This window comes from Aeromonas veronii (genome assembly GCF_040215105.1).
Lineage (GTDB): Bacteria > Pseudomonadota > Gammaproteobacteria > Enterobacterales > Aeromonadaceae > Aeromonas > Aeromonas veronii_G.
Genome location: NZ_CP157875.1, coordinates 3,075,620 through 3,100,470, shown reverse-complemented (window position 1 = coordinate 3,100,470; position 24,851 = coordinate 3,075,620). Strand labels below are relative to the sequence as shown.

The 24,851-nt window shown below is 56.3% G+C and carries 18 protein-coding genes; 13 read left to right on the top strand and 5 right to left on the bottom strand.

Annotation, left to right across the window (positions count from 1 at the left end; genetic code table 11):
* Positions 1-101 precede the first annotated feature (101 nt).
* The 3 genes from rluB to ABNP46_RS14185 all read left to right on the top strand — a co-directional run bounded on the left by rluB (position 102) and on the right by ABNP46_RS14185 (position 2,546).
* Entirely contained in the window at positions 102-1,025 is a 924-nt protein-coding gene (gene rluB / locus ABNP46_RS14195) for a 23S rRNA pseudouridine(2605) synthase RluB (protein WP_349918632.1), read from the top strand.
* Positions 1,026-1,273: 248 nt separating this feature from the next.
* Positions 1,274-2,146, top strand: coding sequence for an acyl-CoA thioesterase II (tesB, locus tag ABNP46_RS14190; protein WP_349918630.1), 873 nt, complete (start codon positions 1,274-1,276; stop codon positions 2,144-2,146).
* A 28-nt stretch (positions 2,147-2,174) separates the two neighbouring features.
* A complete protein-coding gene (locus ABNP46_RS14185) occupies positions 2,175-2,546 on the top strand; it encodes a glyoxalase superfamily protein (RefSeq protein ID WP_349918628.1) in 372 nt (123 codons plus the stop codon).
* Between the two features lie 49 nt (positions 2,547-2,595).
* Here ABNP46_RS14185 and ABNP46_RS14180 read toward each other — a convergent pair whose 3' ends face one another.
* The 3 genes from ABNP46_RS14180 to ABNP46_RS14170 form a co-directional block, all read right to left on the bottom strand.
* Complete coding sequence (locus tag ABNP46_RS14180; protein ID WP_349918626.1) at positions 2,596-3,771, bottom strand: dicarboxylate/amino acid:cation symporter; 1,176 nt, start codon at positions 3,769-3,771, stop codon at positions 2,596-2,598.
* Positions 3,772-3,888: 117 nt separating this feature from the next.
* Complete coding sequence (locus tag ABNP46_RS14175) at positions 3,889-4,518, bottom strand: class I SAM-dependent methyltransferase (RefSeq protein WP_349918623.1); 630 nt, start codon at positions 4,516-4,518, stop codon at positions 3,889-3,891.
* Between the two features lie 130 nt (positions 4,519-4,648).
* Positions 4,649-5,290, bottom strand: a complete 642-nt coding sequence (locus ABNP46_RS14170; protein ID WP_349918621.1) for a TetR family transcriptional regulator — start codon at positions 5,288-5,290, stop codon at positions 4,649-4,651.
* Between the two features lie 149 nt (positions 5,291-5,439).
* On the opposite strand from ABNP46_RS14170, the gene ABNP46_RS14165 reads away from it, so the two are divergent.
* The 4 genes from ABNP46_RS14165 to ABNP46_RS14150 all read left to right on the top strand — a co-directional run bounded on the left by ABNP46_RS14165 (position 5,440) and on the right by ABNP46_RS14150 (position 12,493).
* Complete coding sequence (locus ABNP46_RS14165; RefSeq protein WP_349918619.1) at positions 5,440-6,630, top strand: efflux RND transporter periplasmic adaptor subunit; 1,191 nt, start codon at positions 5,440-5,442, stop codon at positions 6,628-6,630.
* A 20-nt stretch (positions 6,631-6,650) separates the two neighbouring features.
* On the top strand, positions 6,651-9,800 hold the full coding sequence (locus tag ABNP46_RS14160) for an efflux RND transporter permease subunit (protein WP_349918617.1): 3,150 nt from the start codon (positions 6,651-6,653) through the stop codon (positions 9,798-9,800).
* Positions 9,793-11,208: an efflux transporter outer membrane subunit gene (locus ABNP46_RS14155; RefSeq protein WP_349918615.1), complete on the top strand. Its 1,416-nt coding sequence runs from the start codon at positions 9,793-9,795 to the stop codon at positions 11,206-11,208. Before ABNP46_RS14160 ends, ABNP46_RS14155 begins: the two co-directional genes overlap by 8 nt.
* Before the next feature lie 289 nt (positions 11,209-11,497).
* Positions 11,498-12,493: a sulfate ABC transporter substrate-binding protein gene (locus ABNP46_RS14150; protein ID WP_349918613.1), complete on the top strand. Its 996-nt coding sequence runs from the start codon at positions 11,498-11,500 to the stop codon at positions 12,491-12,493.
* A 392-nt stretch (positions 12,494-12,885) separates the two neighbouring features.
* Here the strand turns inward: ABNP46_RS14150 and ABNP46_RS14145 are convergent, their stop codons facing one another.
* On the bottom strand, positions 12,886-15,579 hold the full coding sequence (locus tag ABNP46_RS14145) for an AAA domain-containing protein (protein WP_349918611.1): 2,694 nt from the start codon (positions 15,577-15,579) through the stop codon (positions 12,886-12,888).
* Positions 15,580-16,030: 451 nt separating this feature from the next.
* On the opposite strand from ABNP46_RS14145, the gene ABNP46_RS14140 reads away from it, so the two are divergent.
* Positions 16,031-17,350 carry a tyrosine-type recombinase/integrase gene (locus ABNP46_RS14140; RefSeq protein WP_349918609.1) on the top strand — a complete coding sequence of 440 codons (1,320 nt, stop codon included), beginning with the start codon at positions 16,031-16,033 and terminating at the stop codon, positions 17,348-17,350.
* 28 nt (positions 17,351-17,378) lie between these two features.
* On the opposite strand, the gene ABNP46_RS14135 is transcribed toward ABNP46_RS14140, so the two are convergent.
* Positions 17,379-18,344, bottom strand: a complete 966-nt coding sequence (locus ABNP46_RS14135; protein ID WP_349918608.1) for a hypothetical protein — start codon at positions 18,342-18,344, stop codon at positions 17,379-17,381.
* A 796-nt stretch (positions 18,345-19,140) separates the two neighbouring features.
* Between ABNP46_RS14135 and ABNP46_RS14130 the strand changes: the two genes are divergently transcribed.
* From ABNP46_RS14130 to ABNP46_RS14110, 5 genes are all read left to right on the top strand, one after another.
* Positions 19,141-19,317 carry a helix-turn-helix transcriptional regulator gene (locus ABNP46_RS14130; RefSeq protein ID WP_349918606.1) on the top strand — a complete coding sequence of 59 codons (177 nt, stop codon included), beginning with the start codon at positions 19,141-19,143 and terminating at the stop codon, positions 19,315-19,317.
* 375 nt (positions 19,318-19,692) lie between these two features.
* Positions 19,693-20,361: an inovirus Gp2 family protein gene (locus tag ABNP46_RS14125; RefSeq protein WP_349918604.1), complete on the top strand. Its 669-nt coding sequence runs from the start codon at positions 19,693-19,695 to the stop codon at positions 20,359-20,361.
* 227 nt (positions 20,362-20,588) lie between these two features.
* Positions 20,589-20,813: a hypothetical protein gene (locus ABNP46_RS14120; RefSeq protein ID WP_349918602.1), complete on the top strand. Its 225-nt coding sequence runs from the start codon at positions 20,589-20,591 to the stop codon at positions 20,811-20,813.
* Between the two features lie 111 nt (positions 20,814-20,924).
* On the top strand, positions 20,925-22,553 hold the full coding sequence (locus tag ABNP46_RS14115) for a HamA C-terminal domain-containing protein (RefSeq protein WP_349918600.1): 1,629 nt from the start codon (positions 20,925-20,927) through the stop codon (positions 22,551-22,553).
* 104 nt (positions 22,554-22,657) lie between these two features.
* A complete protein-coding gene (locus ABNP46_RS14110; RefSeq protein ID WP_349918598.1) occupies positions 22,658-24,799 on the top strand; it encodes a DEAD/DEAH box helicase in 2,142 nt (713 codons plus the stop codon).
* Positions 24,800-24,851: the final 52 nt, after the last annotated feature.

Here is a 24,851-nt window from a genome sequence, read left to right as displayed (position 1 = left end):
TCGACAAGTATCAAGCGGTGAAGGCGCCACACGTGGCGTCATCACGAAAGCCACCGTTGCCCTTCATCATGCGGGCAGCGATCAACAATCAGGTAAACCCGATGAGTGAAAAACTGCAAAAAGTATTGGCCCGCGCGGGTCAAGGCTCCCGTCGTGAGATGGAGGCCCTGATCACCGCAGGTCGGGTCAGCGTGGATGGCAAGGTCGCCACGCTGGGGGATCGCGTCGAAGTGAACGCCGTGATCCGGGTGGATGGTCACCAGGTCAAGACCCGTGCGGCGGAAGAGCAGATCTGCCGCGTGCTGGCGTACCACAAGCCCGAAGGGGAGATGTGTACCCGTCACGATCCGGAAGGGCGTCCCACCGTGTTTGATCGTCTGCCCAAGATGGACGGGGCCCGCTGGATTGCGGTGGGTCGTCTGGACGTCAACACCTCCGGCCTGCTGCTGTTCACCACCGACGGCGAGCTCGCCAACCGGCTGATGCACCCGAGCCACGAAGTGGAGCGGGAATACGCGGTGCGTGTCTTTGGCGAGATCACCGAAGCCATGTTGCAGCGCCTGCGCAAGGGCGTGCAGCTGGAAGACGGCATGGCCAAGTTCAACAAGATCAAGCCAGCCGGCGGTGAAGGGCTGAACCAGTGGTTCAACGTCACCCTGACCGAGGGTCGCAACCGCGAAGTGCGCCGCCTGTGGGAATCCCAGGAAGTGCAGGTGAGCCGCCTGATGCGCATCCGCTACGGCGACGTCACCCTGGATCGCGGCATCCCCCGCGGCGGCTGGCAGGAGCTCAAACTGCCCGAGGTGAACTACCTGCGCGGCCTGGTCAATCTGCCCAACGAAACCGAGTCCAAGGTGGACTTGCAACAGGACGGCAAGGCCGGTCGCCACAAGCAGGCCGCCCAGATCCGCCGCGCGGTCAAGCGCCACAAGGAGATGCAGGGCAAGGAGCCGCGTGCCCGCAGCACCACCGCCCGTCGCAAGCCGACCTCCTCCACCCGCAACTCGGGGACCGGCAGCAAGTAAGCCTGCCCGGGGGTGAGCTCGTCGCCACGCCTTGAAAGCCCGCACCACTTGGTGCGGGCTTTTCCATTTCTGGGAGAAGGCGCGGCGGGGCAGGGCCGCTCAGCCGGGGAATGGGGGCATTTTCATTCGTGGGGCTAATGGATTTTCATTTTGATAAATTTTTCTATCACTGCGTGTCAGGCAGCGGGAGCGGTTGCTCTGCCTGGGCTGGCTTGTTAGCCTTGCCCGCACTGATACAGGAGAGATGAATGAGCAAGGTATTGGATGAGCTGCTGGCACTGCTGGCGCTGGAGAAAATCGAGGAGGGCCTGTTTCGGGGCCAGAGCCAGGATCTCGGTCTGCGGGCCGTGTTTGGCGGACAGGTGATGGGGCAGGCCTTGTCAGCCGCCAAGCAGACGGTGGCGAGCGATCGCCAGGTGCACAGTTGCCACTCCTACTTCCTGCGCCCGGGGGATGCCAACAAGCCCATCGTCTACGACGTGGAGAACATCCGCGACGGCCAGAGCGTCTCCACCCGCCGGGTCAAGGCCATCCAGGGGGGCAAGCCCATCTTCTACCTCAACGCCTCCTTCCAGGTGGTGGCCGAGGGCTTCGAACACCAGGCCCGGATGCCAGAGGGGATCACCCCCCCCGAGCAGCTCAAGAGCGAGCTGGAGCTGGTGCGCCCCTATGAGCAGGTGATCCCGCCGGCCCTGCGGGACAAGATCCTGTGCGAGAAACCCATCGAGATCCGCCCGGTGACCCTGGTCGACCCGATCCGGCCCGATGTGCACGAGCCCCTGCGCTACACCTGGTTCAAGGCCAACGGCCCGGTGCCGGACGATCAGCGAGTGCACAACTACCTGCTGGCCTATGCCTCGGACTTCCACTTCCTGTTCGCCGCCCTGCAACCTCACGGCGTCTCCTACTGGGAGCCGGACATGCAGGTAGCGACCATCGATCACTCCATGTGGTTCCACCGGGAGTTCCGGCTGGATGACTGGCTGCTCTACGTGGTGGACAGCCCGAGCGCCAGCGGCGGTCGCGGCCTGGTGCGCGGCCAGTTCTTCACCCGTGACGGGGTGCTGGTGGCCAGCACCATGCAGGAAGGGGTGATCCGCCGCCGGGGCAGCAACCCATGAGTTGCTCAAACGGCCGGGGGATGAACCTGTGATCGTGCCCATTCTGCGCAGCTTCGATGAGGGCAAGTTGCGCGCCTTCTACCTCGATTACCTGGGGTTCGTCATCGACTGGGAGCACCGATTCGGCCCGGACCTGCCGCTCTATCTGCAGATCTCCCGGGGGGAGTGGGTCATCCACCTCTCCGAGCACCACGGGGATGCCTGCCCGGGGGCGGCCCTGCGCCTCTCCACTGACCAGCTCGATGCCCTGTTCGCCGAGTGGCGGGCCAAGGGCTATCCCAACGCCCGCCCCGCCATCGAGACCATGCCCTGGGGTTGCCGGGAGCTCACGGTGCGGGATCCCTTCGGTAACCGGCTGGTGTTTACCGAGCCGTTGCCGCCGGCAGAACACGCCTCATAAAAAAACGGGAGCCACTGGCTCCCGTTTTTTTATTGGCTGATGTGGCCTGTCAGGCCGCTTCCTGCTCGGCGACCGGCAGGCTTTCCCCTTCGGCGAAGCGGTCGGCCCAGAGGGCGATGACGCCGTCACCGGTGACGTTGCAGGCGGTGCCGAAGCTGTCCTGGGCCAGGTAGAGGGCGATCATCAGGGCGATGGAGGCCTCACCGAACCCGAGCATGGAGGTGAGCAGGCCCAGCGCCGACATGACGCCGCCGCCCGGGGCACCGGGGGCCGCAATCATGATGACGCCCAGCATCATGATGAAGGGCAGCATGGTGCCGATCCCCGGGATGGCCAGGTGCTCGGAGAGGAACATCACTGCGGTGGCGCAGGTCACCAGGGTGATGGTGGAACCGCACAGGTGGATGGTGGCGCACAGGGGAACGGTGAAGTTGGCGATCCCCTCGCTCACCCCGTTGTTCTTGCTGGCTTTCAGGGCGACCGGGATGGTGGCGGCGCTGGACATGGTGCCAAGGGCGGTGAAGTAGGCGGGCAGCATGTTCTTGATGAGCATGGCCGGGGAGCGGCCCAGCGCCAGACCGGTGGCGACGAACAGCACGGAGAGCCAGATCCAGTGCATGGCGATGGCCATCACCAGCACCACGCCGAAGGTCTTCAGGGTGGCGAAGACGGTGCCTTCCACCGTCATCTCGACGAAGACGCCGGCGATGTAGAAGGGCAGCAGCGGAATGATCACCCGGGCCAGCAGGCGGTCGATGATGTCACGGCCCTGATCCGCGACCCGGCGCAGATCGGTGGCCTGGGTGGCGCTGATGCCGATGCCGAACACGAAGGCGGCGGCGAGGGCCGACATGACCCCGAACAGCGGCGGTATCTCCAGGTTGATGTAGGAGCTGAGCTTGATGGCCGTCTCCGTGCTGGCCTCGGCGGCCGTGGTCAGGTGCGGGATCAGGTGGCTCGCCACCGTGAAGGCGAACAGGCCCGCCAGTATGGTGGAGCAGTAGGAGAGGGCCACCGTCTTGCCCAGCAGCTTGCCGGAGTTCTTCGGCAGGCTGGCGATGCCGCTCATGATGAAGAACAGGATGATCAGGGGGATGGTGAAGGTGATCAGCTGACCGATGACCGTCTTGGCCGTAAACAGCACGCGTGCGACCCATTCCGGGGCGTAGAGACCGAGCAGGAGACCGGCGAGGATGCCGGCAATCAGTTTAAGGACAAGTTTCATGCATTAATCCAGGTGTTGGTGTCTGTTTTGTTATTTAATCTTGATTTTGATGCTGCTTTTTAACACAAAAGCCGCATCTTGTCTGTCTTCACCTGGTTAATGCAGAGTTAAATATTGTTATCTAGATGCGACGTCGCGTCGGGCTCCCTGTCTGGAGCGGCGGCCGCGATATTGATTAATTGTGGCGGGATTGGCCTCGCGGATCAGCAGGGCGTGCAGCCAGCGTCCCTGCCTCTCATCGTCGCTTTGCCAGCACTGTTGCAGCGCAAAGGGCAAGGGGGCGATGAGAGCGGCAAGAGCAGCTTCGTCCAGGGCCGTGCGCAGCGGATAGTCGAGAGGCGCGGCGGCGTCTTCGCGCGGCAGCCCGCCATCCGGGTGGGGGAAGGAGCAGTAGAGCGGTCCCTTTGGCCTGAGCAGGCTGGCAAGGTGAGCCAGCACGGGGGCGAGCTCGGCCTCGGTGAGGCAGGGCAGGGAGGCGCTGGCCCAGATGCCGTCAAAGGGCAGCACGTTGTGCATCTGCTCGAAGCGGCACACCCGCACCGGCTGGCCGCACCGGCGTGAGGCGGCCTTGGCCTGGGTCAGGCTCGCATCGAAGGCGGTGACCACATACCCCTGGTCGCGAAAATAGTGAAGATCCTCGCCCGACCCGCAGCCCGCCTCCAGCAGGTGGGCGCCTTCTGGCAGCAGCGCCAGGAAGCGATGATGGGCCTGGGCGGGAAGGGGGAGAAGAGAGGATGACGCGGGCATGATCAGGGGATCTCTTGGATGCGGGGCGGCTACTCTAGCAGATTTCCGGCTCTGGTGGCTGGCTTGGTCGGGGGAGGAGGCCATCCTCATCTCTCCCGACCGGCCTTCTGATGTTAAGGCCTCGTCTCGGTCAGGCGGGGCGCACTGCCGGGCCCCGGGGCTGGGCGATCAGGGAGAACATGCCGTCGAGCAGGAAGTCGGCGTCTTTGATGAGGTTCAGGCGCTCCGGGAAGTGCAGCCAGTTGATGACGTAACCATCCAGGGTGCAGTGCATCAGGGTGGCGGCCCGATGCAGATCCAGATTGGCGGGCAGGTGGCCGAGGCGTACCGCGTTGGCCAGGGTGAGCTCCAGATCCCGGAAGAAGTTGAGCGACTGCTGGCGCATGTGCTCGCGCAATGAGCTGGCTTCCCCTTCCAGGGACTCCAGGTTGTACATGATGGTGAACATCTGCTGCTGGGCGGGCTCGGTGCTTATCTTGATCATCACCTCCTTGAGGAAGATGCGCAGCTTGCCGAGGGGATCGGGTTCTCGCTCATCGAGACAGGCGTCGAGTTGATGGGAGAGGGGGGCACAGAGCTCCTCCCACAGGGAGACGAACAGCTCTTCCTTGTTTTTGAAGTGCCAGTAGATGGCGCCCCGGGTCAGGTCGGCTGCCTTGGCGATATCGGTCAGACTGGTTCTGGCCAGCCCCTGTTGACAGAACAGAGTCAGGGCGGTGCTCATGATGTGGCAGCGGGTCTGCTGCGCTTCTTCTTTAGTCCGTCTGGCCATGGTGCTGTACCCGTTGAAATGATTAAAAGTTACTTACATACATTCTCGAATGTATGTATATTGCACCATCTTCGCAGTTTTACCAATAGGGCCCTTATAAACCCTATGGTTTTGTTCTCTTTTTGATTGAAACAGAGGCTAGGAATTTCATGCACAAACATATTCTCGCACGTTCGGTCGGCCTTGCCATGCTGGCAAGTGGCCTGCTGATTGGTTGTGGTGACAAGGGCGAGGCTCAGCAGGCCATGGGAGAAATGCCCCCCGCCGCGGTGGATGTGGTGACGCTGCACACGGCTCCGCTGCAACTGCTGTCCGAGCTGACCGGCCGTACCGCCCCCCTGCGGGTCGCCGAGGTGCGTCCCCAGGTGAACGGCATCATCCTCAAGCGCCTGTTCACCGAAGGCAGCGACGTCAAGGCCGGCCAGTTGTTGTACCAGATCGACCCCGCCGTCTATCAGGCCGCCGTCGCCAGCGCCAAGGCGAACCTTGCCAAGGCAGAGGCCAACGAGCGCAGTGCCCGTCTCAAGGCCCAGCGTTATGCCGAGCTGGTGAAGGTCAAGGCCATCAGCCGTCAGGAATATGACGATGCAGACGCCGCCTGGAAACAGCAGGTTGCCGAGATCGGTGCCGCCAAGGCCGCCCTGCAGAGCGCCAACATCAATCTGGCCTATACCCGGATCACCGCCCCCATCAGCGGCCGCATCGGCAAGTCTGCGGTGACCGAGGGGGCCCTGGTGACCGCCCAGCAGGCCACCAGCCTGACCACCATCTCCCAGCTCGACCCCATGTATGTGGACGTGCGCCAATCCACCGCCGACCTGCTGCGCCTCAAGCGTGAAGTGGCTGCTGGCAAGCTGACCCAGGGTCAGCAGGATGGCGCCAAGGTCAGCTTCCAGCTGGAAGATGGCAGCACCTATGCCGAGCAGGGCTCACTGCAGTTCTCCGACGTGACCGTGGATGAGACCACCGGCATGGTGACCCTGCGGGTCATCGTCCCCAATCCGAAGGATCTGCTGCTGCCCGGCATGTTCATGCGCGCCACCCTGCAAGAGGGCGAGCGCCCCGAAGGCTTGCTGGTGCCGCAGACTGCCGTGACCCGTACCCCCAACGGCGGTGCCACCGTCATGGTGGTGACCCCGGACAACAAGGTGGCGCTGCGGGATGTGCAAGTCAGTCGCATGGTCGGCGATAGCTGGGTCGTGGAGTCAGGTCTCCAGTCCGGTGAGAAGGTGATCGTGGCCGGTCTGCAGAAGGTCAAACCTGGCGCCGAGGTTGCCCCCACTGAGCGCGCTGCCACCACGGCCACCGCACAGGCTGAGCAGACCCCGGTAACCAAGTAGTAGGATGGAGTAGTCGCCAAATGGCACGATTTTTTATAGATAGACCGATCTTCGCCTGGGTGATCGCCCTGGTGATCATGCTGGCCGGGGTCATGGCCATCATCGGCTTGCCGGTCGCACAGTATCCGACCATAGCCCCGCCGGCAGTGGGCATCTCCGCCAGCTACCCGGGTGCCTCCGCCAAGACGGTGGAAGACTCGGTGACCCAGATCATCGAACAGAATATGACGGGTCTGGATCACCTGCTCTACATGTCGGCGCAATCCGACTCCTCGGGCAACGTGAGCGTGACCCTCACCTTCAAGCCGGGTACGGATCCCGATATTGCCCAGGTGCAGGTGCAGAACAAGTTGCAACAGGCGATGTCGCTCCTGCCGCAGGAAGTACAGCAGCAGGGGATCCGGGTTCAGAAGACCTCCAGCAGCTTCCTGATGGTGGCCGCCTTCATCTCCACCGATGGCAGCATGACCAACGACGATCTTGCCGACTATGTGGTGTCCAACATCAAGGAACCCCTGAGCCGTCTGGACGGCGTGGGTGACATCACCCTGTTCGGCAGCCAGTACTCCATGCGCATCTGGCTGGATCCGCACAAGCTCAATCGGGTGCAGATGACCCCCGCTGACGTCCAGGCCGCCATCAAGTCCCAGAACGCCCAGGTGGCGTTCGGCAAACTCGGTGGCACCCCGTCGGTGAGCGATCAGCAATTCACCGCCACCATCATGGGCCAGACTCGCCTCTCCACCCCGGAGCAGTTCAGCAATATCTTGCTGCGGGTGAACCAGGATGGCTCCAAGGTGCTGCTCAAAGACGTGGCCCGGGTCGAACTCGCCGGTGAAAGCTATGACGCCTCCGCGCTCTACAACGGTCAGGCCACCGCGGCACTCGCCATCAAGCTGGCCACCGGCGCCAACGCCCTGGACACGGCCGAGCATGTCCGCGCCAAGCTGGGGGAACTCTATGAGTACTTCCCGAACAACATGGAGATCGTCTATCCCTACGACACCACGCCGTTTGTGAAGATCTCCATCGAGGAGGTGGTGCAGACCCTGGTGGAAGCGATCTTCCTGGTGTTCTGCGTCATGTATCTGTTCTTGCAGAACTTCCGGGCCACCCTGATCCCGACCATCGCCGTTCCCGTGGTACTGCTCGGGACCTTCGGCGTCATGGCGGCGTTCGGCTTCTCCATCAACACCCTGACCATGTTCGGTCTGGTGCTGGCCATCGGCCTCCTGGTGGATGATGCCATCGTGGTGGTGGAGAACGTGGAGCGTCTGATGAGCGAGGAGGGACTCTCCCCGCTGGAAGCGACCCGCAAGTCCATGACCCAGATCACCGGCGCCCTGGTGGGGATCGCCCTGGTGCTCTCCGCCGTGTTCGTACCCATGGCCTTCTTCGGCGGTTCCACCGGTGCCATCTATCGTCAGTTCTCCCTGACCATCGTCTCGGCCATGGTGCTCTCCGTGCTGGTGGCCCTGATCCTGACACCGGCCCTGTGCGCCACCTTGCTCAAACCCATCAAGCAGGGGGAACACGGTACCCAGCGTGGCTTCTTCGGCTGGTTCAACCGCTTCTTCGACACCAATGCCAACCGCTACCAGAACGGCGTACGCAAGGTGATCAAGCAGGGTACCCGCTACAGCATCATCTATCTGGCCATGCTGGTCGTGCTGGGGGTGCTGTTCATGCGCCTGCCCACCTCCTTCCTGCCGGAAGAGGATCAGGGGGTCATCATGTCCATGGTGCAACTGCCGGTCGGCGCCACCAAGGAGCGTACCGAAGTGGTACTGGCCGAGATGCGCGACTACTTCCTCGAGAACGAGAAGGAGAACGTGGACTCCGTGCTGACGGTGGCGGGCTTCAGCTTCGCCGGTAGCGGTCAGAATGCGGGCATGGCCTTCATCAAGCTGAAGGACTGGAGCGAGCGTCAGGGTGAGGAGCGCAGCGCCAATGCCATCATCGGCCGCGCCATGGGTTACCTGTTCAGCATCAAGGAAGCCCAGGTCTTCGCCTTCAACCTGCCTCCCATCCCCGAGCTTGGGACCGCCACCGGTTTCGACTTCTTCCTGCAAGACCGCGGTGGTCTGGGGCACGAGAAGCTGATGGAAGCTCGTAACCAACTGCTCGGCATGGCGGCGCAGGATCCCAACCTGGTACGGGTACGCCCGAACGGGATGGAAGACACGCCCCAGCTCGACATCAAGATCGACTACGAGAAGGCGCTGGCCCAGGGTCTCTCCATCGCGGACATCAACAACACCCTGTCGGCAGCCTGGGGTTCGTCCTACGTGAACGACTTCGTGGATCGCGGCCGGGTCAAGAAGGTCTATCTGCAGGCGGATGCGCCATTCCGGATGAACCCGGAAGATCTGAAGCTGTGGTACGTGCGCAACAGCTCCGGCCAGATGGTGCCCTTCTCTGCTTTCGCCACCACGGAGTGGAGCTTCGGCTCGCCGCGTCTTGAGCGTTACAACGGCGTCTCCGCCATGGAGATCGTCGGTGAAGCGGCGCCGGGCAAGAGTACGGGGGATGCCATGGCAGCCATCGAGGCCATGGTGGAAAAACTGCCCGAAGGGGTAGGCATCGAGTGGACCGGTCTCTCCTTCCAGGAGCGTCAGGCCGGATCCCAGGCGCCTGCGCTCTATGCCATCTCCTTGCTGGTGGTCTTCCTCTGTCTGGCGGCGCTCTATGAGAGCTGGAGCATTCCGTTCTCCGTCATGCTGGTGGTACCGCTCGGGGTGCTGGGCGCCATTTTGGCGGCAACCATGCGCGGGCTCGAGAACGACGTCTACTTCCAGGTGGGCCTGCTCACCACGATCGGGTTGTCGGCGAAGAACGCCATCCTCATCGTCGAGTTTGCCAAGGAGCTGCACGACAAGGGGATGAAACTCGGCGAAGCCGTGGTGGAAGCCTCCCGCCAGCGCCTGCGCCCTATCCTGATGACCTCGCTCGCCTTCATCCTCGGCGTACTGCCGCTGGTGATCAGTACCGGCGCCGGCGCCAGCAGCCGTAACGCCATCGGTACCGGCGTCATGGGGGGGATGATCACCGCGACCGTGCTGGCCATCTTCTTCGTGCCCCTGTTCTTCGTGCTGGTGATGCGTTATTTCACCGAGCACCACAGCGCAGAGGAGCGCATTGCCCACGCCAAGGAGATCAAACATGACTAAGACCCTGATCGCCCTGAGTGTGACCCTGCTGCTGGGGGCCTGTTCCATGGCCCCCGACTACCAACGTCCCGCGCAGCCCCAAGGGGCCACCTGGCAGGCCGATCTGGCCGCCAAGGGGGAAGCGGCGCCCTGGCGTCAGCAGTTCCTCGATCCCGAGTTGCAGAAGCTCATCGGCACAGCCCTTGAAAACAACCGGGATCTGCGCCTCGCGGCCTTGAACGTCGAGGCCTATGAAGCCAGATACCGGATCCAGCGGGCGGCCCAGTTGCCGACCCTGGCTGCCGATGGCAGCGGCTCCCGCCAGCAGGGATCGGACGATCTCAGCAGCACGGGGCAGGGCACCATCAGCAGCCAATATGGCGCCAACATCGGCATCACCGCCTATGAGTTGGACCTGTTTGGCCGGATCCAGAGCCTGAAAGATCAGGCGCTGGAGAACTACTTGGCACAGATCGAGACCCAGCGCAGCACCCAGATCGCCCTGGTGGCCTCGGTGGCCAATGCCTACTTCACCCTGCTGGCGGATCAGGAGCTGCTGGCGCTGAGCCAGGCGACCCTGGCCACCGAGCAGGAGAGCTACGCCCTGACCCAGCATAAATACCGGCTGGGCGCCGCCTCCGAGATGGAGCTGGCACAGGGACGTACGGCGCTGGAGAACGCCCGGGTCAGCCAGGCGCAGTATCAGCGTCAGGTGAAGCAGGACAAGAACGGTCTGGCCCTGCTGCTCGGCACCGATGTGCCGGTGCTGGAAGGACAACCCAAGACCCTGGACGAGGTGCAACTGGCTGCCATCCCGGTGGGTGCGCCTTCCACGCTGCTGCAACAACGCCCGGACATCCTGGCGGCGGAGCACAGTCTGAAGGGGGCGAACGCCAACATTGGCGCAGCCCGCGCCGCCTTCTTCCCGACCATCTCGCTCACCGCGACGGCGGGCACCGCCAGCAACCAGCTGAGCGGCCTGTTTGACGGCGGCACCGGTACCTGGACCTTCATGCCCCAGATCAACCTGCCCATCTTCGACGGTGGCAAACGGGTTGCCGATCTGGACGTGGCCGAGGTCGGCGCCAAGCAGGCGGTGGCGAGCTATGAGAAGAGCATCCAGACCGCCTTCAAGGAGGTGGCCGACACTCTGGGCGCCCAGGCGGATTACCAGCAGCAGCTGCAGGCCCAGCAGGATCTGGTGAATGCCAACCAGACCTACTTCAAGCTGGCGGAGTTCCGCTATGAGCAAGGGGTGGACAGCTATCTGACCCGCCTCGATGCCCAGCGCTCCCTGTTCAGCGCACGGCAGGGGCTCATCAGCACCCGTCTGGCCCAGCTCAGCAACCAGGTCGCCCTCTACAAGGCGATTGGCGGTGGCTGGCAGGCGCCGGAAGAGGCGACTCAGGCGACCGACAGCCAGGGTTGATGACGAGCGTCACATCATGCAGACACAGGGCGAACCACTTGGTTCGCCCTGTTTTTATATGGGATGGCGGCTAGTCGTTGACAGAGAGGTGGTGTGGGCGCGGGCATCTCCCACGATAAGCGTCACTTCGCACCAGGGGGTGGCCGCATTCAGTCCCGTTCCCCATCGTCTGCGGGGCCCTGCCAAGGCTGTGCAATGGATTGCATAAGCTGCGAACTAATTATTCTTTCAAAGAATAAATGGGCGAATCATATAGTTGGTCACTCGACTCTCATTCCAAGGACGTGCAATGAAACGAAGACTGCCCGCCATCCTGCTCGGTGCAGGTTTGGTTCTCGCCCCGCTGACCCAGGCGGCCACCCTGCTCAACGCTTCCTACGATGTGATGCGCGACTTCTACAAGGACTACAACCCGGTCTTCGTGCAGCACTGGCAGGCCCAAGGGGGTGAGCCGCTGCAGATCCACATGTCCCACGGTGGTTCGAGCAAGCAGGCGCGCGCCGTCATCGACGGCCTGCCCGCGGATGTGATCACCATGAACATGGCCACCGACATCAACGCCCTCGCCGAACATGGCGCTCTGGTTCCGAAAGAGTGGGCGACCCTCTTGCCGGACAACAGCGCTCCCTTCACCTCGGCCACCGTGTTCATCGTGCGCAAGGGCAATCCCAAGGGGCTCAAGGACTGGCCTGATCTGCTCAAAGAGGGCGTGAAGGTGATCGTGCCCAACCCCAAGACCTCGGGTAATGGGCGCTACACCTACCTGTCGGCCTGGGGCTATGTACTGGACAAAGGGGGGGATGAGAACGCCGCCAAGGCGTTTGTCGGCAAGTTGTTCAAGCAGGTGCCTGTGCTCGACACCGGTGGCCGCGCCGCCACCACCACCTTCATCCAGAACCGGATAGGGGACGTGCTGATCACCTTCGAGAATGAAGCCGAGATGATTGCCCGCGAGTTTGGCCGTGGCAGTTTCGAGGTGATCTACCCCAGCGTCACCGCCGTGGCCGAGCTGCCGGTGGCGGTGGTGGACAAGGTGGTCGACAAGCGGGGCACTCGCAAGGAGGCGGAAGCCTATCTGAAGTATCTGTGGTCTGACGAAGGACAGCGCATCGCCGCCAACAACTACCTGCGCCCGCGCAACCCGGCGATCCTTGCCGAGTTTGCCGACCGCTTCCCGCAGGTCACCTTCCTCGACGTGGTGAAGACCTTCGGCGAGTGGCCGGTGATCCAGAGCACCCACTTCAAGGAGGGTGGGGTATTTGACCAGATTTATGCGGTGCAGTAAGGTTCGTCCTGGATGAGAATATCCCGGCCATGTGTCCTTATGCAGATGGATTAATCTGTGGAGCTCATTCCCTGACCTCATATATTCCAGTCAGCGTGTCAGGGGGGCATGGAGAGCCGCTCATAGCAGGCATATGAAAGGGGATGGCGCTCGCGTTGCCAATCCGGGGCCCCTGGTGGGGCCCGAATGACAAGAAGCACAAAGGGTTAGTCTCGTGATGAGGCTAACCCTTTGTTTTAACTGGTGCCGGAAACAGGAGTCGAACCTGCGACCAGCACATTACGAAACGAATGATTCCATTGTTGGTTTGTAGCTTATGTCGTTTGGCAACTAATCAAGTCACGCAGGCTGGACTGAGTTTTCATCCTCCTGCGTTCTACTATTAGGAACAGCTATTTAACCCACAGACCAATAAAGTTGTCGATTCTCTGCTTAATACCACTATCAACTGTCCGCAATCGTAAAATGGGAATGTGGCATTTATTCAAAATCTCATTCTTCATGACATCTCGAGCCGCCTGTTCTGGGTGGTCGTGATACCCGCCATCGACCTCGATCACCCCAACCGGGGTCTTGCCCACTTTGAAATAGATGACGAAATCGCAGCTGGCGCGCCTCATGAACGCCCGCTGAGTCTCCGTCCAGTCGGAGTTAGTCGGCGATGCGAGCTTTTCTAGTCGGATCTGCGTATGGTACTTCAGTGCCTGGCACGCCGGAGCCGACAGTACTTCGCGCAGCAACTGCGCTACGATCTGCTCGGACTTGTAGCGCGAATCCTCGGGTCGTAGACGGGCGTTCAGGCGTGCCAAGGACTGATCGTACTCGTGGTACAACAAGTCGAATGCCGACACCACCGGGGCACGCACGACCTGCTCGTCCTGCGCGTAATAGCTGATATAGCGGATCAGCGCGGCGATGTGGCCATTGTTGTCGGTGAACACCTCGTCACCGGTCACAAGGGTGAAGCGATGTTTGGCCCGCGACACTGCCACGTTGATCATGCGGGGGTCGTCGACAAAATCCAGGCGTCCCTGCGCCTGGTTGTAGCGCTTTTTGTCGAGCACGGTAGAGAAGACAATCTCGTCGCATTCACGCCCCTGGAACTTGTGCACAGTGTCTCTGACGAAGTCCGCCGGCAGGTGTGTGTTGGATAGGCTGACCTGTGCTCGGAACGGGGCGATGTAACCGCGACCTTCACTATCTACTGCGACGGGCTGCCCTTCGTCTTCGAGCACCTTCCGCAAGGAATCCAGCTCCCGGAGGTTGGTGTTCTTGCGTGCGTGGTTGCCCTTGGCGGTCACCACCAGGCGCAGGGGCTCCTCGCCGTTATCCACTGTCATTGGCACCAGCGCGTTGTCATAGAACTGCTGGTTGCAGAACTGGATGATCCTGGGGTGGCAGCGGTAATGCTCCTTCAGCAGCGTTCTTGGCAGTGCGTCCTGGAATACGGCAATGCACGAATCCAGCAGGCTGTAGTGCTCGCAATCGTAAGCCTCGGCCGGTGCCTGCAGCCCCAGTTTCACGGGAATGTGCGGCAACTGGCGGTTGTCGCCGACAACGATCAGGTTCTTGGCGCAGCCCAGCGGTAGGATGCCCGGCACTATGTCCTGCAAGGAAGCTTCGTCGATGATCACATAGTCGAGGATTGCCCCCGGCGCGATCGAGTTGACGATGGAGTGCGTGCCGCTGCCCAGGATAGGAAAACGCTGCACGAAGGCATCAAAGTTTCTGCGGTAGGTTTTGGCATCGAAGCTGTCTCGCGGCGGAACCTGGCTTTGCAAATGCTGCTTCAGATGGTGCATCGATACGGTTGTCAGTTCTTTGAGCAAAGCCGTGAAGTTTGCGCGCGCCAAGGATTCACGGCACGCCCGCAGCTCGGTTTCCTTATCCTGCAGCGACTTGTCGTAGTAATGCATCTGCAGGGCATGGAACGCGGCCATGCGCGCCTCGCCCTCGGTGAACGGCTTGGTGCGAAAGATTCTGAATTGGAACAGCAGCTCGATGCGGTCCTTGAGCCTCACGCGCTGCTCGCCCAGGTGCGCCAGGTAGGCCATGAGGTCGGCAGCCTTGCGCGGAGTCAGCCTGTACTTGTCCAACGACGTGACCTGCACACCGTTTTCTGCCTGCCACTGTTGCAGGTAGCGCCGCTCGATGACTAGCTCGTCCAGTTCGATCTGCAGTTGTGCCGCCCGGTTGTGGTCTTGCAGGTGCTGCTTCAAGCGGGTCAGCAAGGCCTGGATCTCTTCCTGGGATGGTGTCGGCCCGGGCGCGCTGGAGGGCCACGCAGGCAAGTTGGCGAAGAAGGCCTCGCGGTTATCCTTGCTGCCAAGCTTGGCTATCAGGTAGCCCAGGCCGCATTTTTCCAGCTTTTCGTAGACGTTTGCCACGGCTGCATTGTTGTTGGACAGTACCGCCACCGTCTGCCCGCGCAACAGGATATTGGCGAGGATGTTGAGGATAGTCTGGGTCTTGCCGGTTCCCGGTGGGCCTTCGATCACGCTGATTTGCGCGCTGAACGCACGCTCGACTGCTTTGTACTGGCTTTCGTTCAGCCCGAACGGATAAATGAGCCCCTGACCTGGCATCAGCGTGCCGTTGCGCCCGGTGCAATAGGCTTGCAAGGCAGTGCTGGCGATGGCAGGCAGCTTTCCAAGTTGAGTCACAACATTGCTGGCTATGTCACGATCAGCCTGCGACTGCGCTTGAGCGTGTCGGGCACTCGCAATCTTCATGAAATAACCGAAGACCGGCGTGTCCTTGATCGAGGTAGGGGAGGTGAAGACGATGCCATCCATCTTGTGAACATAAGGCCTGTTGGTGCCCGGATAGTGCACCACGGCATATCGCTCGCCGTAGATCACAGCTTTGTCGATGGGTTTGACGATCGTGCTGCCAGGTTTGGTCAGCAGTATATTGCTCAACTCGCGGGAAGGTGACACTCGGCAGTTACTGAGCGGGCGGGTGTATTTTTTACTGGAGGGGAAATGACAGGTCAGTTCCAGTGCTTCGTACTTTTCGCTCCAGCGAATCACCCAGTCGCTGATCTTTGCGGTCTTGTCCTCACCATCAACCAGAATCGATATCATGTACCTTTAATCCCTAGGCACATTACGTCCAGCTTCTCCTCATGCCAAATACAGCAGTTTCCAAGGAAGAATATATTGCCATCATTGCATGCGGGATATTGGGAATGCATCGAGATGGTCCGGAGGTATGCGCACCTCGCACTGAACACGGCCGCAAGATCGACCTGCTTTTGGGTATTTACGACACAAAAACGACACAAGGAGAAGATCACGCAGCGGCAAAAATTGCCTAAGTTATTGATATTAAATGGTGCCGGAAACAGGAGTCGAACCTGCGACCTTCGCATTACGAATCCAAGTGATTACAGTCTCATGACGTTTCAGTAGACACCATTCATAACAATTAACTCATGTTAAAACAATAAGATAAAAGAATTTTCAGTCTCACATTGTCTCATCTAGTACCACATCATATCATCACAAAAGCGGGGTATGGAGAGGGGTATGGATCATGGCGATCAAGTTGCTCAATACAGCTACAGAAATCTCTGCTGCAAACCTGAAAGAAGGTGCAACAGTACAGCGGTTTGCTGTCCAGTCCAAGCACGGTGGCGGCTTGAAGTTGGAGATTCGTGCTAATGGTTTGAAGCGATTTATCTATCGGTACAAATTGAGTGGGAAGGAGGGAGAGCTGTTGCTGGGAAGCCATCCAGCGATGAGTTTAGCTGCGGCTCGTCTCGCCCATGCGGCCGCGGTTGCACTCGTGAAGCAGGGCATCAACCCTAGCCAAGCAGCGAAAGAGGCCAGGATAAAAAACACCCAGATACCAACATTACGGGAAGTGTATCGCGATTGGCTGATGTTTCGAGCGAAGTCTAAGCCAATAGGAGCTCGTACACTATCTGACTACGAGGGAACTTTTACACGTCATATTGATCAAGTCTTGGGCAATGTCCGTGTTTGTGATTTGTCTCGTGCCATGCTGTATGAACATTTCCGTCAAGTAGATACGGCGGAGGGTACACGTAAAGGACTAATCGTGTTGAATCAGTGTTTAGATCACGCGATGCTTCAAGGCTATATTGAATTTAATTCTGCTCGCCTGCTAAAACCAGCCATGTTCGGGGCATCTATGCCACCTCCACGTGAGCGTTGGCTGACCAAAGAGGAATTAAGGCAATTATGGATTGCACTTGATCAAGCAATCTCAGGAGCAGGCTCTAAAATGAGTGGCGGGCGTGGCATAGCATCTAATGTTGTGCTATCTCTCTCGGTCGCTAATTGCTTGCGGTTGATTTGTTTGACCGCGGCTAGGCGCTCTGAAGCTGTATCTATGAAATGGGAGCAGATTAATGGTGACCGCTGGACTATCCCAGAAACCAAGAATGGCCGTGTCCACGTTGTAACTTTGTGTCCTTTGGTGAAAAAAATACTCAAACAGCAAGCCGCTATATCACAGGGACAATATGTATTTGACTCTACTAGCAACTCGGGAAGCCCAATTACTGGCAATGCTGTCACCAAAGCATTAGAGAGAGTTAGGGTTAAATATATGGCTGAGTATGAATCTTTTAGCCCTCACGATCTTCGTCGTAGTGTGGCAACCGGCGCGGCTGAGTATCTGGATGCCCCAGAACGTCTGATAGAACTATTGCTTAACCATGTGTCGAAAGACCGACTGATTAGAACATACCAAGTTGGAGGTATGGCTGATAAGTTGCGAGGACTATTCTTATCATGGGGTGAATTCATAGAGTCAGTGATTACCGTAACCACGGAAGAAAATGATACTGGAAATATAGTCCCTGTGGATTTCAGAAGGAAAAAATAAAGAAGCACCAGCATTTGCTGGTGCTTCTTTATTTGGATATTTTTTCGTACTCATCCTTAATGAGTCGAGTTATTACTTCATTTTTTCTTCGGTCAGTTTTCATGCAAATGTTGTCTAGCATGCTAATCGTTTTTTCTGGCAAGACAACACTAACCGATCTTTTCCCATTGTTTTTGTCTCGAAAAGATTTTTGTGACCAAGCCGATTTCATTTTCCTAAGCATCAGCTCTCTAGCTGGTGGTATTTCATTTAGTAGGTCAAAGAGTGTAATAATGCAGTCTTTGATTGTCGACGAACTATCCCTATTGATAAACCATATCGGGGGTCTATTGTTTCCTGTTTTTATATTTTCAAATAAATAACTCCATGCCCAATCATGGTCACATTTTTCTATCCATGCTTTTACATCCATTTTTTGACTAGCGATGCGCCATTTTTCTTTCAAAATTTCAAGATCACTCGTCTTTTGCATGTTAGTTGCGTCAAGTATATCAAAAAAAGATATGATACAATTTTTCTTGCTGACATTGTTGATTGGAGAAAGGTCAATATTACAAATGTCATATACATGTAAATCGCCTGTCGCCTCAAATGCACCATCTATTCTGACTCCTATATCCATAGTCGAAGGTGACACAACGGGGTATGTAGTTAAAGAGCGTATGTATGACCATACATAATTACACAAACGATCATTTTTTGTATCTATCCAGCTGAAGTTCGTTTCACTTACACACTCAGACTTTATGCTTTCTATTATTAATTCTCGAGGGACAGTTTTTCCCTCAAAATTTTTAATGGGAGAACCAAGTCCACAGTTATTTCTATTTATAACGATGCTGCTGTTATTCGATAGGTGTCTAATTATATCTTCATCACTTACAGATAAGGATATGTCTTTTTTTAATAATCTGAGGGTGAACTCCCTTTCTCTTTTGGATAAAGAGATGGTGGGTTTTATTTCTAGATCATTCTCACCATACATTGTTGGCATAACTTTATCAGCCCCATTAAGAATATATTACTAAGTAATTTTAGTGCTGTTTTAGGTTATTTTTTAACTTGTTTTTGAGTGATTTGCAATGTCTTTCTGTCGAGTAGTTTTCCATGCTTTAGTACTGTATTACCGTGCTTTTGCCCATCGCCAGCCTACTTTCTTGGGGTCCATTGAAGGTAGTGAAGGCCCACTGTGTGGGGGGGGGGATGGCATGTAATCTTTATCAACGGACAAGTTGATGCGCGCTCTTTGGTAATCACTGTGGTCTGGTCGAGGGGGCGCCACGATTTGAATCGGACGCTAATGATAGGCGCACTGGGCTTGCCAAAATACAACCGCTAGGTACTCGAATGTCTGTGCAAATAATTGGGTCACTTGATCCTCTGTGGGGATCACAAAGAGATGCCTTCAGTTGGTGAATGTTGGGTAATGATATCTGGGGCGCTAACATTGAATTCATGCAGTAGGTGCTAAGTGTGCTGACGATTAGCATGATTGAGGTCGATGGCTGACATACAGGTTGGGTTTGGTAGGTGTTTTTGAAAATGTAGTGATGGAGGAGTAAAGATGAGCGCCCCAGTATAAATAATGAATCTAAATAGACATTTTATTTTCCAGAAGATTCTAGTTCACCAAGTTGGCGTCTCAGTTTTGCTAATGAGATGTGGGCCAGTGCCTTTTAAATTCTCTCTTTGGTAATGAAATGTGAACCAAAGATATGGAGTTTACGTTTGCTTGCCCGCTATATTTTTACACGAGCACCACGTCCTATGGACGACAAAAGGAGCTCATCATGAAACTACTTAAATTGAAAGATGTCATCATAATGACATCACTCTCTAAGGCATCTGTTTACCGTCAGATGAATGACGGGAAATTTCCAGCATCAGTAAAGATCGGCCCAAGATCTGTTGCTTGGGTTAGCTCTGAAATAGAGTCGTGGATTGAAGGGAAAATAAATCTTCGCTAGGGCTAATTTCTGACGAGTAATTGAAATAAATTGGCTCGTTGCTGAGGCTACAAGTCTTGTACTATCAGGGATTAGAGTTATTAGGTTGGTTTGACATTCAATGATTTGGTGTCGGTTATAGTAATATATAAATAAGGAGTGCAAGTAAACACCGAATAACACTGCATACACAGTATGCAGATCGACAGTACAAACATGTATATCTCATAACTATCAGCATACCGGAATCCATAACCTATCATATCGCTATGTTGATAGCGCTGTTTCAAACCTTCAATGAAAGTGTGCTAGTGCACACTCGAAAACTGCTACCTAAATTCTAACGCAGACATACATTCTCAGAATGTGGTCCTTCTTCTACCTATGGAGTTTAATATGTTTGACACTCTTAATGAGTATCGAGTGGCGGCTGAACGCCACTACCAAAGAAGTGGGTATACTTTCGATAAAGATAACCTCAGTAAAATTGTTGCTGTGATGAATGATGCTTTTGCTCAATACTCTAGGGTCTTTGCTTTCAGAGTTGACCTGCACTTCCCTGATAACATTTTTACCAGAATCCTATCGGGTGGCAGTTCATGTTATCATGGTGCAGTGCTGAAGGCATTCTTTGGGGAGCTTAAAAAACTGTTTGTTCTGGATCAGATACGCCAAGCTACAAATGGAAAAAGAGTTCGCAAAACAGCAATTAGATATGTTTGGGCGAGGGAGCAAACAGCAGAGGCTGTCGTTCCTCACTATCACTTGATGTTTTTCTTAAATGGGGATGCCTATTACTCTCTTGGGGATTTTAAGTCTGAGAATATGAATCTGGCAAACAAGCTTAGAGTGGCTTGGCATCGAGCTATCTTTGAAGCAGATTTATCAATTGATTTTTGCCGGTGGCGAGGGTTAGTTCAACTTTCAGAGAAGGGACAGCACGAAATTTTCTCAGATGATCCTGTGGCTATAAAAAAAGTGCTGCTCCATGCAGCCTACCTTGCCAAAAGGGAATCGAAGCGCCGTGGGGAGGGATATCAATGTTTCGGGGGGAGTAACCTTTGAAGGCTTGATAATATACTTCTTTTACTGCAGTAGTGTTGGTGGTATGTGATCCGGGAGTTTTTTCTCCCGGATCTGTTAAGCTAACCCCTCATTTTTCGCCTTATTACTAGAAGTATTCATGGCAGCCTATTCCCCTCCCTTCACTCTTACCCACGCTATGTTGAGCCGGGTAGCGGATTGCCACGTTGGTGGGACAGTGGCGGTCGACTCAGAGCTCTCAAGTACCTATGCTGCGTCGGGAGAACCGGATCCGCACGATACAGGCATCTCTGGCTATCGAGCAAAACACCCTGAGTCTAGAACTGGTGACTGCAGTGATTGGCGGCAAGCCCGTGTTGGGGCGACCTCTTGAGATCCAGGAAGTGCGCAATGCCTTTGCCACCTATGAAGCGATGTCGAACTGGGCTGAATACAGCGTATGTGAGACCCGGCAGGGTTTTGTTGATTTTTAAGTGATAGTCTCGTCAAAATATATCAATCAGTTAGCGACAGGATGGAACAGCTCTATTAGTTGAGCGGATGCCAGATGTCTGCAAATATTTTCGCGATGCAAGGATGTCCTGATGAGTATTACTAGTCCATCCAATGCAGGTGGGCCCGCGGCAAGGCAAGGCTTCAAGTATCAAGACCATGTAGCCGTCACCTTCATTTTCAAAATGCTCCGCGATAGCACCTACTCCCAAGTGGAATGTGAGACAGCGGACGACATCGTGACCGTATTCCAGTGCGACGGACAGCTCGTAAGCGAGTACATCCAGGTCAAGACGACCGAAGCTAACCATAAATGGAACTGGAAAGAGGTGATCGCCCTGGACGGCACCAAGGCCGACTCTTCCCTGCTGCATAAATCTCTGAAATGCGACGTGCGCCCAGGACTTGCCCGCTTCCGAATAGTGACCAAGCGCGACGTTGCAACCATTCTTGAGGGCTTCAAGGTTGAGCTGGAGAAGCGGGTGTTGCCTGACTCCACTACAGACCGAGGCACGGCACTGGTCAAAAAATTCAAGAAGTTTGCCTCACCGCAGAAACGGAATTTCGCCTACTGGGCTGACAACTGTGTCTGGCAGGTCTACGGCGATGTCGAGGCGTTGGAAGCGGTCAATATCAAGGTTCTGTCCCAGCTTGCAGAAGGGCTCGGAAATCGACCCAACTACACCCAACTTCAGGCGATTTACGACGAATTCCTGGAGATGGCCGACAAGGCTGCCACAGCCAATGTGAAGACAGCGGCTGCATCAAAAATCATTCTTCGTGAGCCAGCACTAGCACGCTTGAAAAAGCTATTGGACGAGGCTGATGACAAATCAACAGCCACCTCCAAACCCTACAAAAAGCGCCCGGATCCGTTCTTGGTCGAGTTTCACGCGAGCACCGAAGAGGGTCTGCTGCATTCATTTTCTGGCTTTGACGTGAAGTATTCGCTAAAAAAATGGCGGCACGAGACCTTCGCAAAGCACCTCATCGAATGGCTGCCCGAGTTTTCCCTCAAGGCCAGCGAGATCGTCAATATCCTTGCGCACAACGCCGAAGCGATTCTCGCCCGGTCAATTAGTACTTTCAGCGACAGTGACCTACCGCGCGACAGGCTCATCGCGGAACTGATTCTCCACGCCATCTTGCGCAGCCGCCAAAACAGCGAACCCGTGGCGTGCAAAGTCTTCTACAAATCCGCCGGCAAGCTTTCGGAGTTTGGTAACGCCCATATCGTTCAGATACCTGGCCAGGACGATCAGTTATGGCTAGGTCTTGCTCGCCTGATTGAAGCAAACGCCATGGATGCAACGCTGGAGCAGATCTGCGAAGTCCTTGACGAGACGATCTCAGAAGCAGTGTTGTCGGCAGAACGCGAAATTATCATCTCTCTGCGCGAACCATTGCACCACCAGCCAAAAGCAGATGCCTTCAACCAAGCCTTGCACCGCAATTCACCCGTCGATGACATGCTGAATGTCCTCTGCTTCCCGATCCTGTTGACCTACGACAGCAAAGCGCTTTCGTCAGGATGGCTCGCTGACTACATCAACAGCCTCAAGACTGAGATCGAGACCCACTTCAGCACCTTCACTACACAACTGCCGGAGAACATCAAGCAGGTGAAGGTGATGGTCTTTCTGGTGCCAATGGAAAGCATTGAACTGCTGACCAAGGCTTTCAACGCTCGCTGCGAAAAGCTGGAAGAGCTACAGGTATGAGCTGATTCCTGCTCTTCGGTTTACGCAGCAGAACGTACAAGAAGGGGAAGGTATCCCGAGTGGTGGGCCATCCTGCCTCGGAGGTCTCAAGGAATGATGTGGTCATGAACTACGAAACGATCAAGAACAAGCTAGCGAAACTCGGTGATGAAGGTGCATCAACGATCGATGTACTGCTGGCCATCAACACCATCGTCAACAGAAGCAACTCTGAGTGGGAAGGTCGCGACCTGGTGATACGAGCACTCGACAAATTCAACCTTTTCGACGCAGTCGAACAGTCGCTGCTGCTCAACATGGTACGTGCCGTCGGACTATTCCCCTACATTACGCCTTACCTCAGCAACATGGCGCTTTCTGACCGCCTGGCTTATGAGGCGCACAGGGTTGAAGGTGTTGAACAGGGTATGGTGTTTCACCATCTGCAGGCCCACGTTTTCAGCTTGATCATGCAAGGCCGCAACGTGGTGCTCAGTGCATCCACAAGCGTTGGAAAAAGCCTCGTAATTGACGCGGTACTGGCACAGCGACGATTCAAGAAAGTAGTCGTGATCGTTCCGACCATTGCACTGATCGACGAAACTCGTCGCCGCTTGGTCAAGCGTTTCAAGGGTTTCAATCTGATCACGCACCCCAGTCAGGAAGCTGTGCCCGACACAACCAACGTCTATCTCCTCACCCAGGAGCGCGTCATCCAGCGTCCTGACCTTGCGGATGTGGAGTTCTTCGTCCTGGATGAGTTCTACAAAATCGACTTGGCGAACGGTACAGACGAAAACACCCGTGCTGTTGATCTGAGCCTCGCCTTCCATAAGCTCGCCAAGACCGGCGCTCAGTTCTACATGCTCGGGCCGCACATCCAGAAGATCTCTGGTTTGGATGGTTACGAGTATCACTTCATCCCGTCCGACTACAGCACTGTCGCGGTCGACATCCAGAATTTCAATCTGGGGATGCGCTCCGAAGAACGAGAGGAAAAGTTGCTGGAGCTGGTTAAAACCCTGGACTCACCCACTCTGATCTACTGTCAGGCTCCACCTAGTGCGAACAGGGTTGCCGAGTATTTGATTAAGAAAGCTGAGCTGACCCTAGTGCCGGAGACGCAGGAAATCGCCGCATGGATTTCCAAGCACTACCATCCCGAATGGAACGTTGCCAAGGCCATATCTCTGGGCATCGGGATTCACCATGGTGGGGTGCCGCGCGCACTCCAGCAGTACATCGTCAAACTTTTCAACGAAGGCACCATCAAGCGGATCATCTGTACGTCGACGATGATCGAGGGAGTTAACACCTCGGCAGAGAACGTGATCATTTACGACCGTCGCCTGAACACCTCGACGTTCGATTACTTCACGTACAAGAACATTTCTGGTCGTGCAGGCCGTATGAACAAGTACTTCATTGGCAAGGTATTTATGCTCGAGGCTCCCCCTCCTGAGGAAGGGCTGATAGTCGAGTACCCCATCGGCCATCAGGATGAGAGCTCCCCTATGGGGCTGCTAATGCAGTTGGAACCCGAGTACCTGACCGATATCTCGCGTGGCAGGCTGCAGGATGCTTACGCCAACCCGGTGTTGTCACCGACGACCCTGATCGAGAACCGGCACATTCCGATTGAGCGGCAAGTCGAGGTGGCGGAAACGATAATTCGAGATCTGCCGAACAGCCGAAAACTGCTGGGTTGGAAAGGTATCCCTGAGCCGAACCAAGTCAATTACCTATGTGAGCTGGTCTACAGCCTGGAGGGCGGTAACCTGATGGATTACGGGATATCGTCCAGCTCACAATTGGCTTGGCACATCAATGAGCTCCGAACTCAGAAAAACCTACCAGCGTACTTACGAGACGCAGTAGATAATCGACGACAGGACAACACACCCAGCGAAGCGATCAACCTACGCCTTAAATTCATCAGGAATATGGTTTGCTTCCGATTGCCTCGGGACATCATGGCCGTCAGCAAAATCCAGGCCGACGTATTGGCGAAAAGAGGGATAGAGCCGGGTGACTTCAGCTTCTTTGCTGAGCAGCTTGAAAATATGTTCCTCGACCCGCTACTCACTGCGTTGGACGAATACGGAATTCCCACTCAGATCTCGACCCAGGTCAAGAGCCTCATCTTGCCATCGGAACATCTGAACGACCTACTGGCGAAACTTCGGGCCTTGGCGCCCAGAATAGAGCGCCTTCAACTGACTGACTTTGAAAAAAGCTTAATGCGTTGGGCGGTATCCGAAATGTAGCGTGCTTTGCTGTGAGGTACCCTGATTTTCACAGGCAGTCCCGATTGTTACG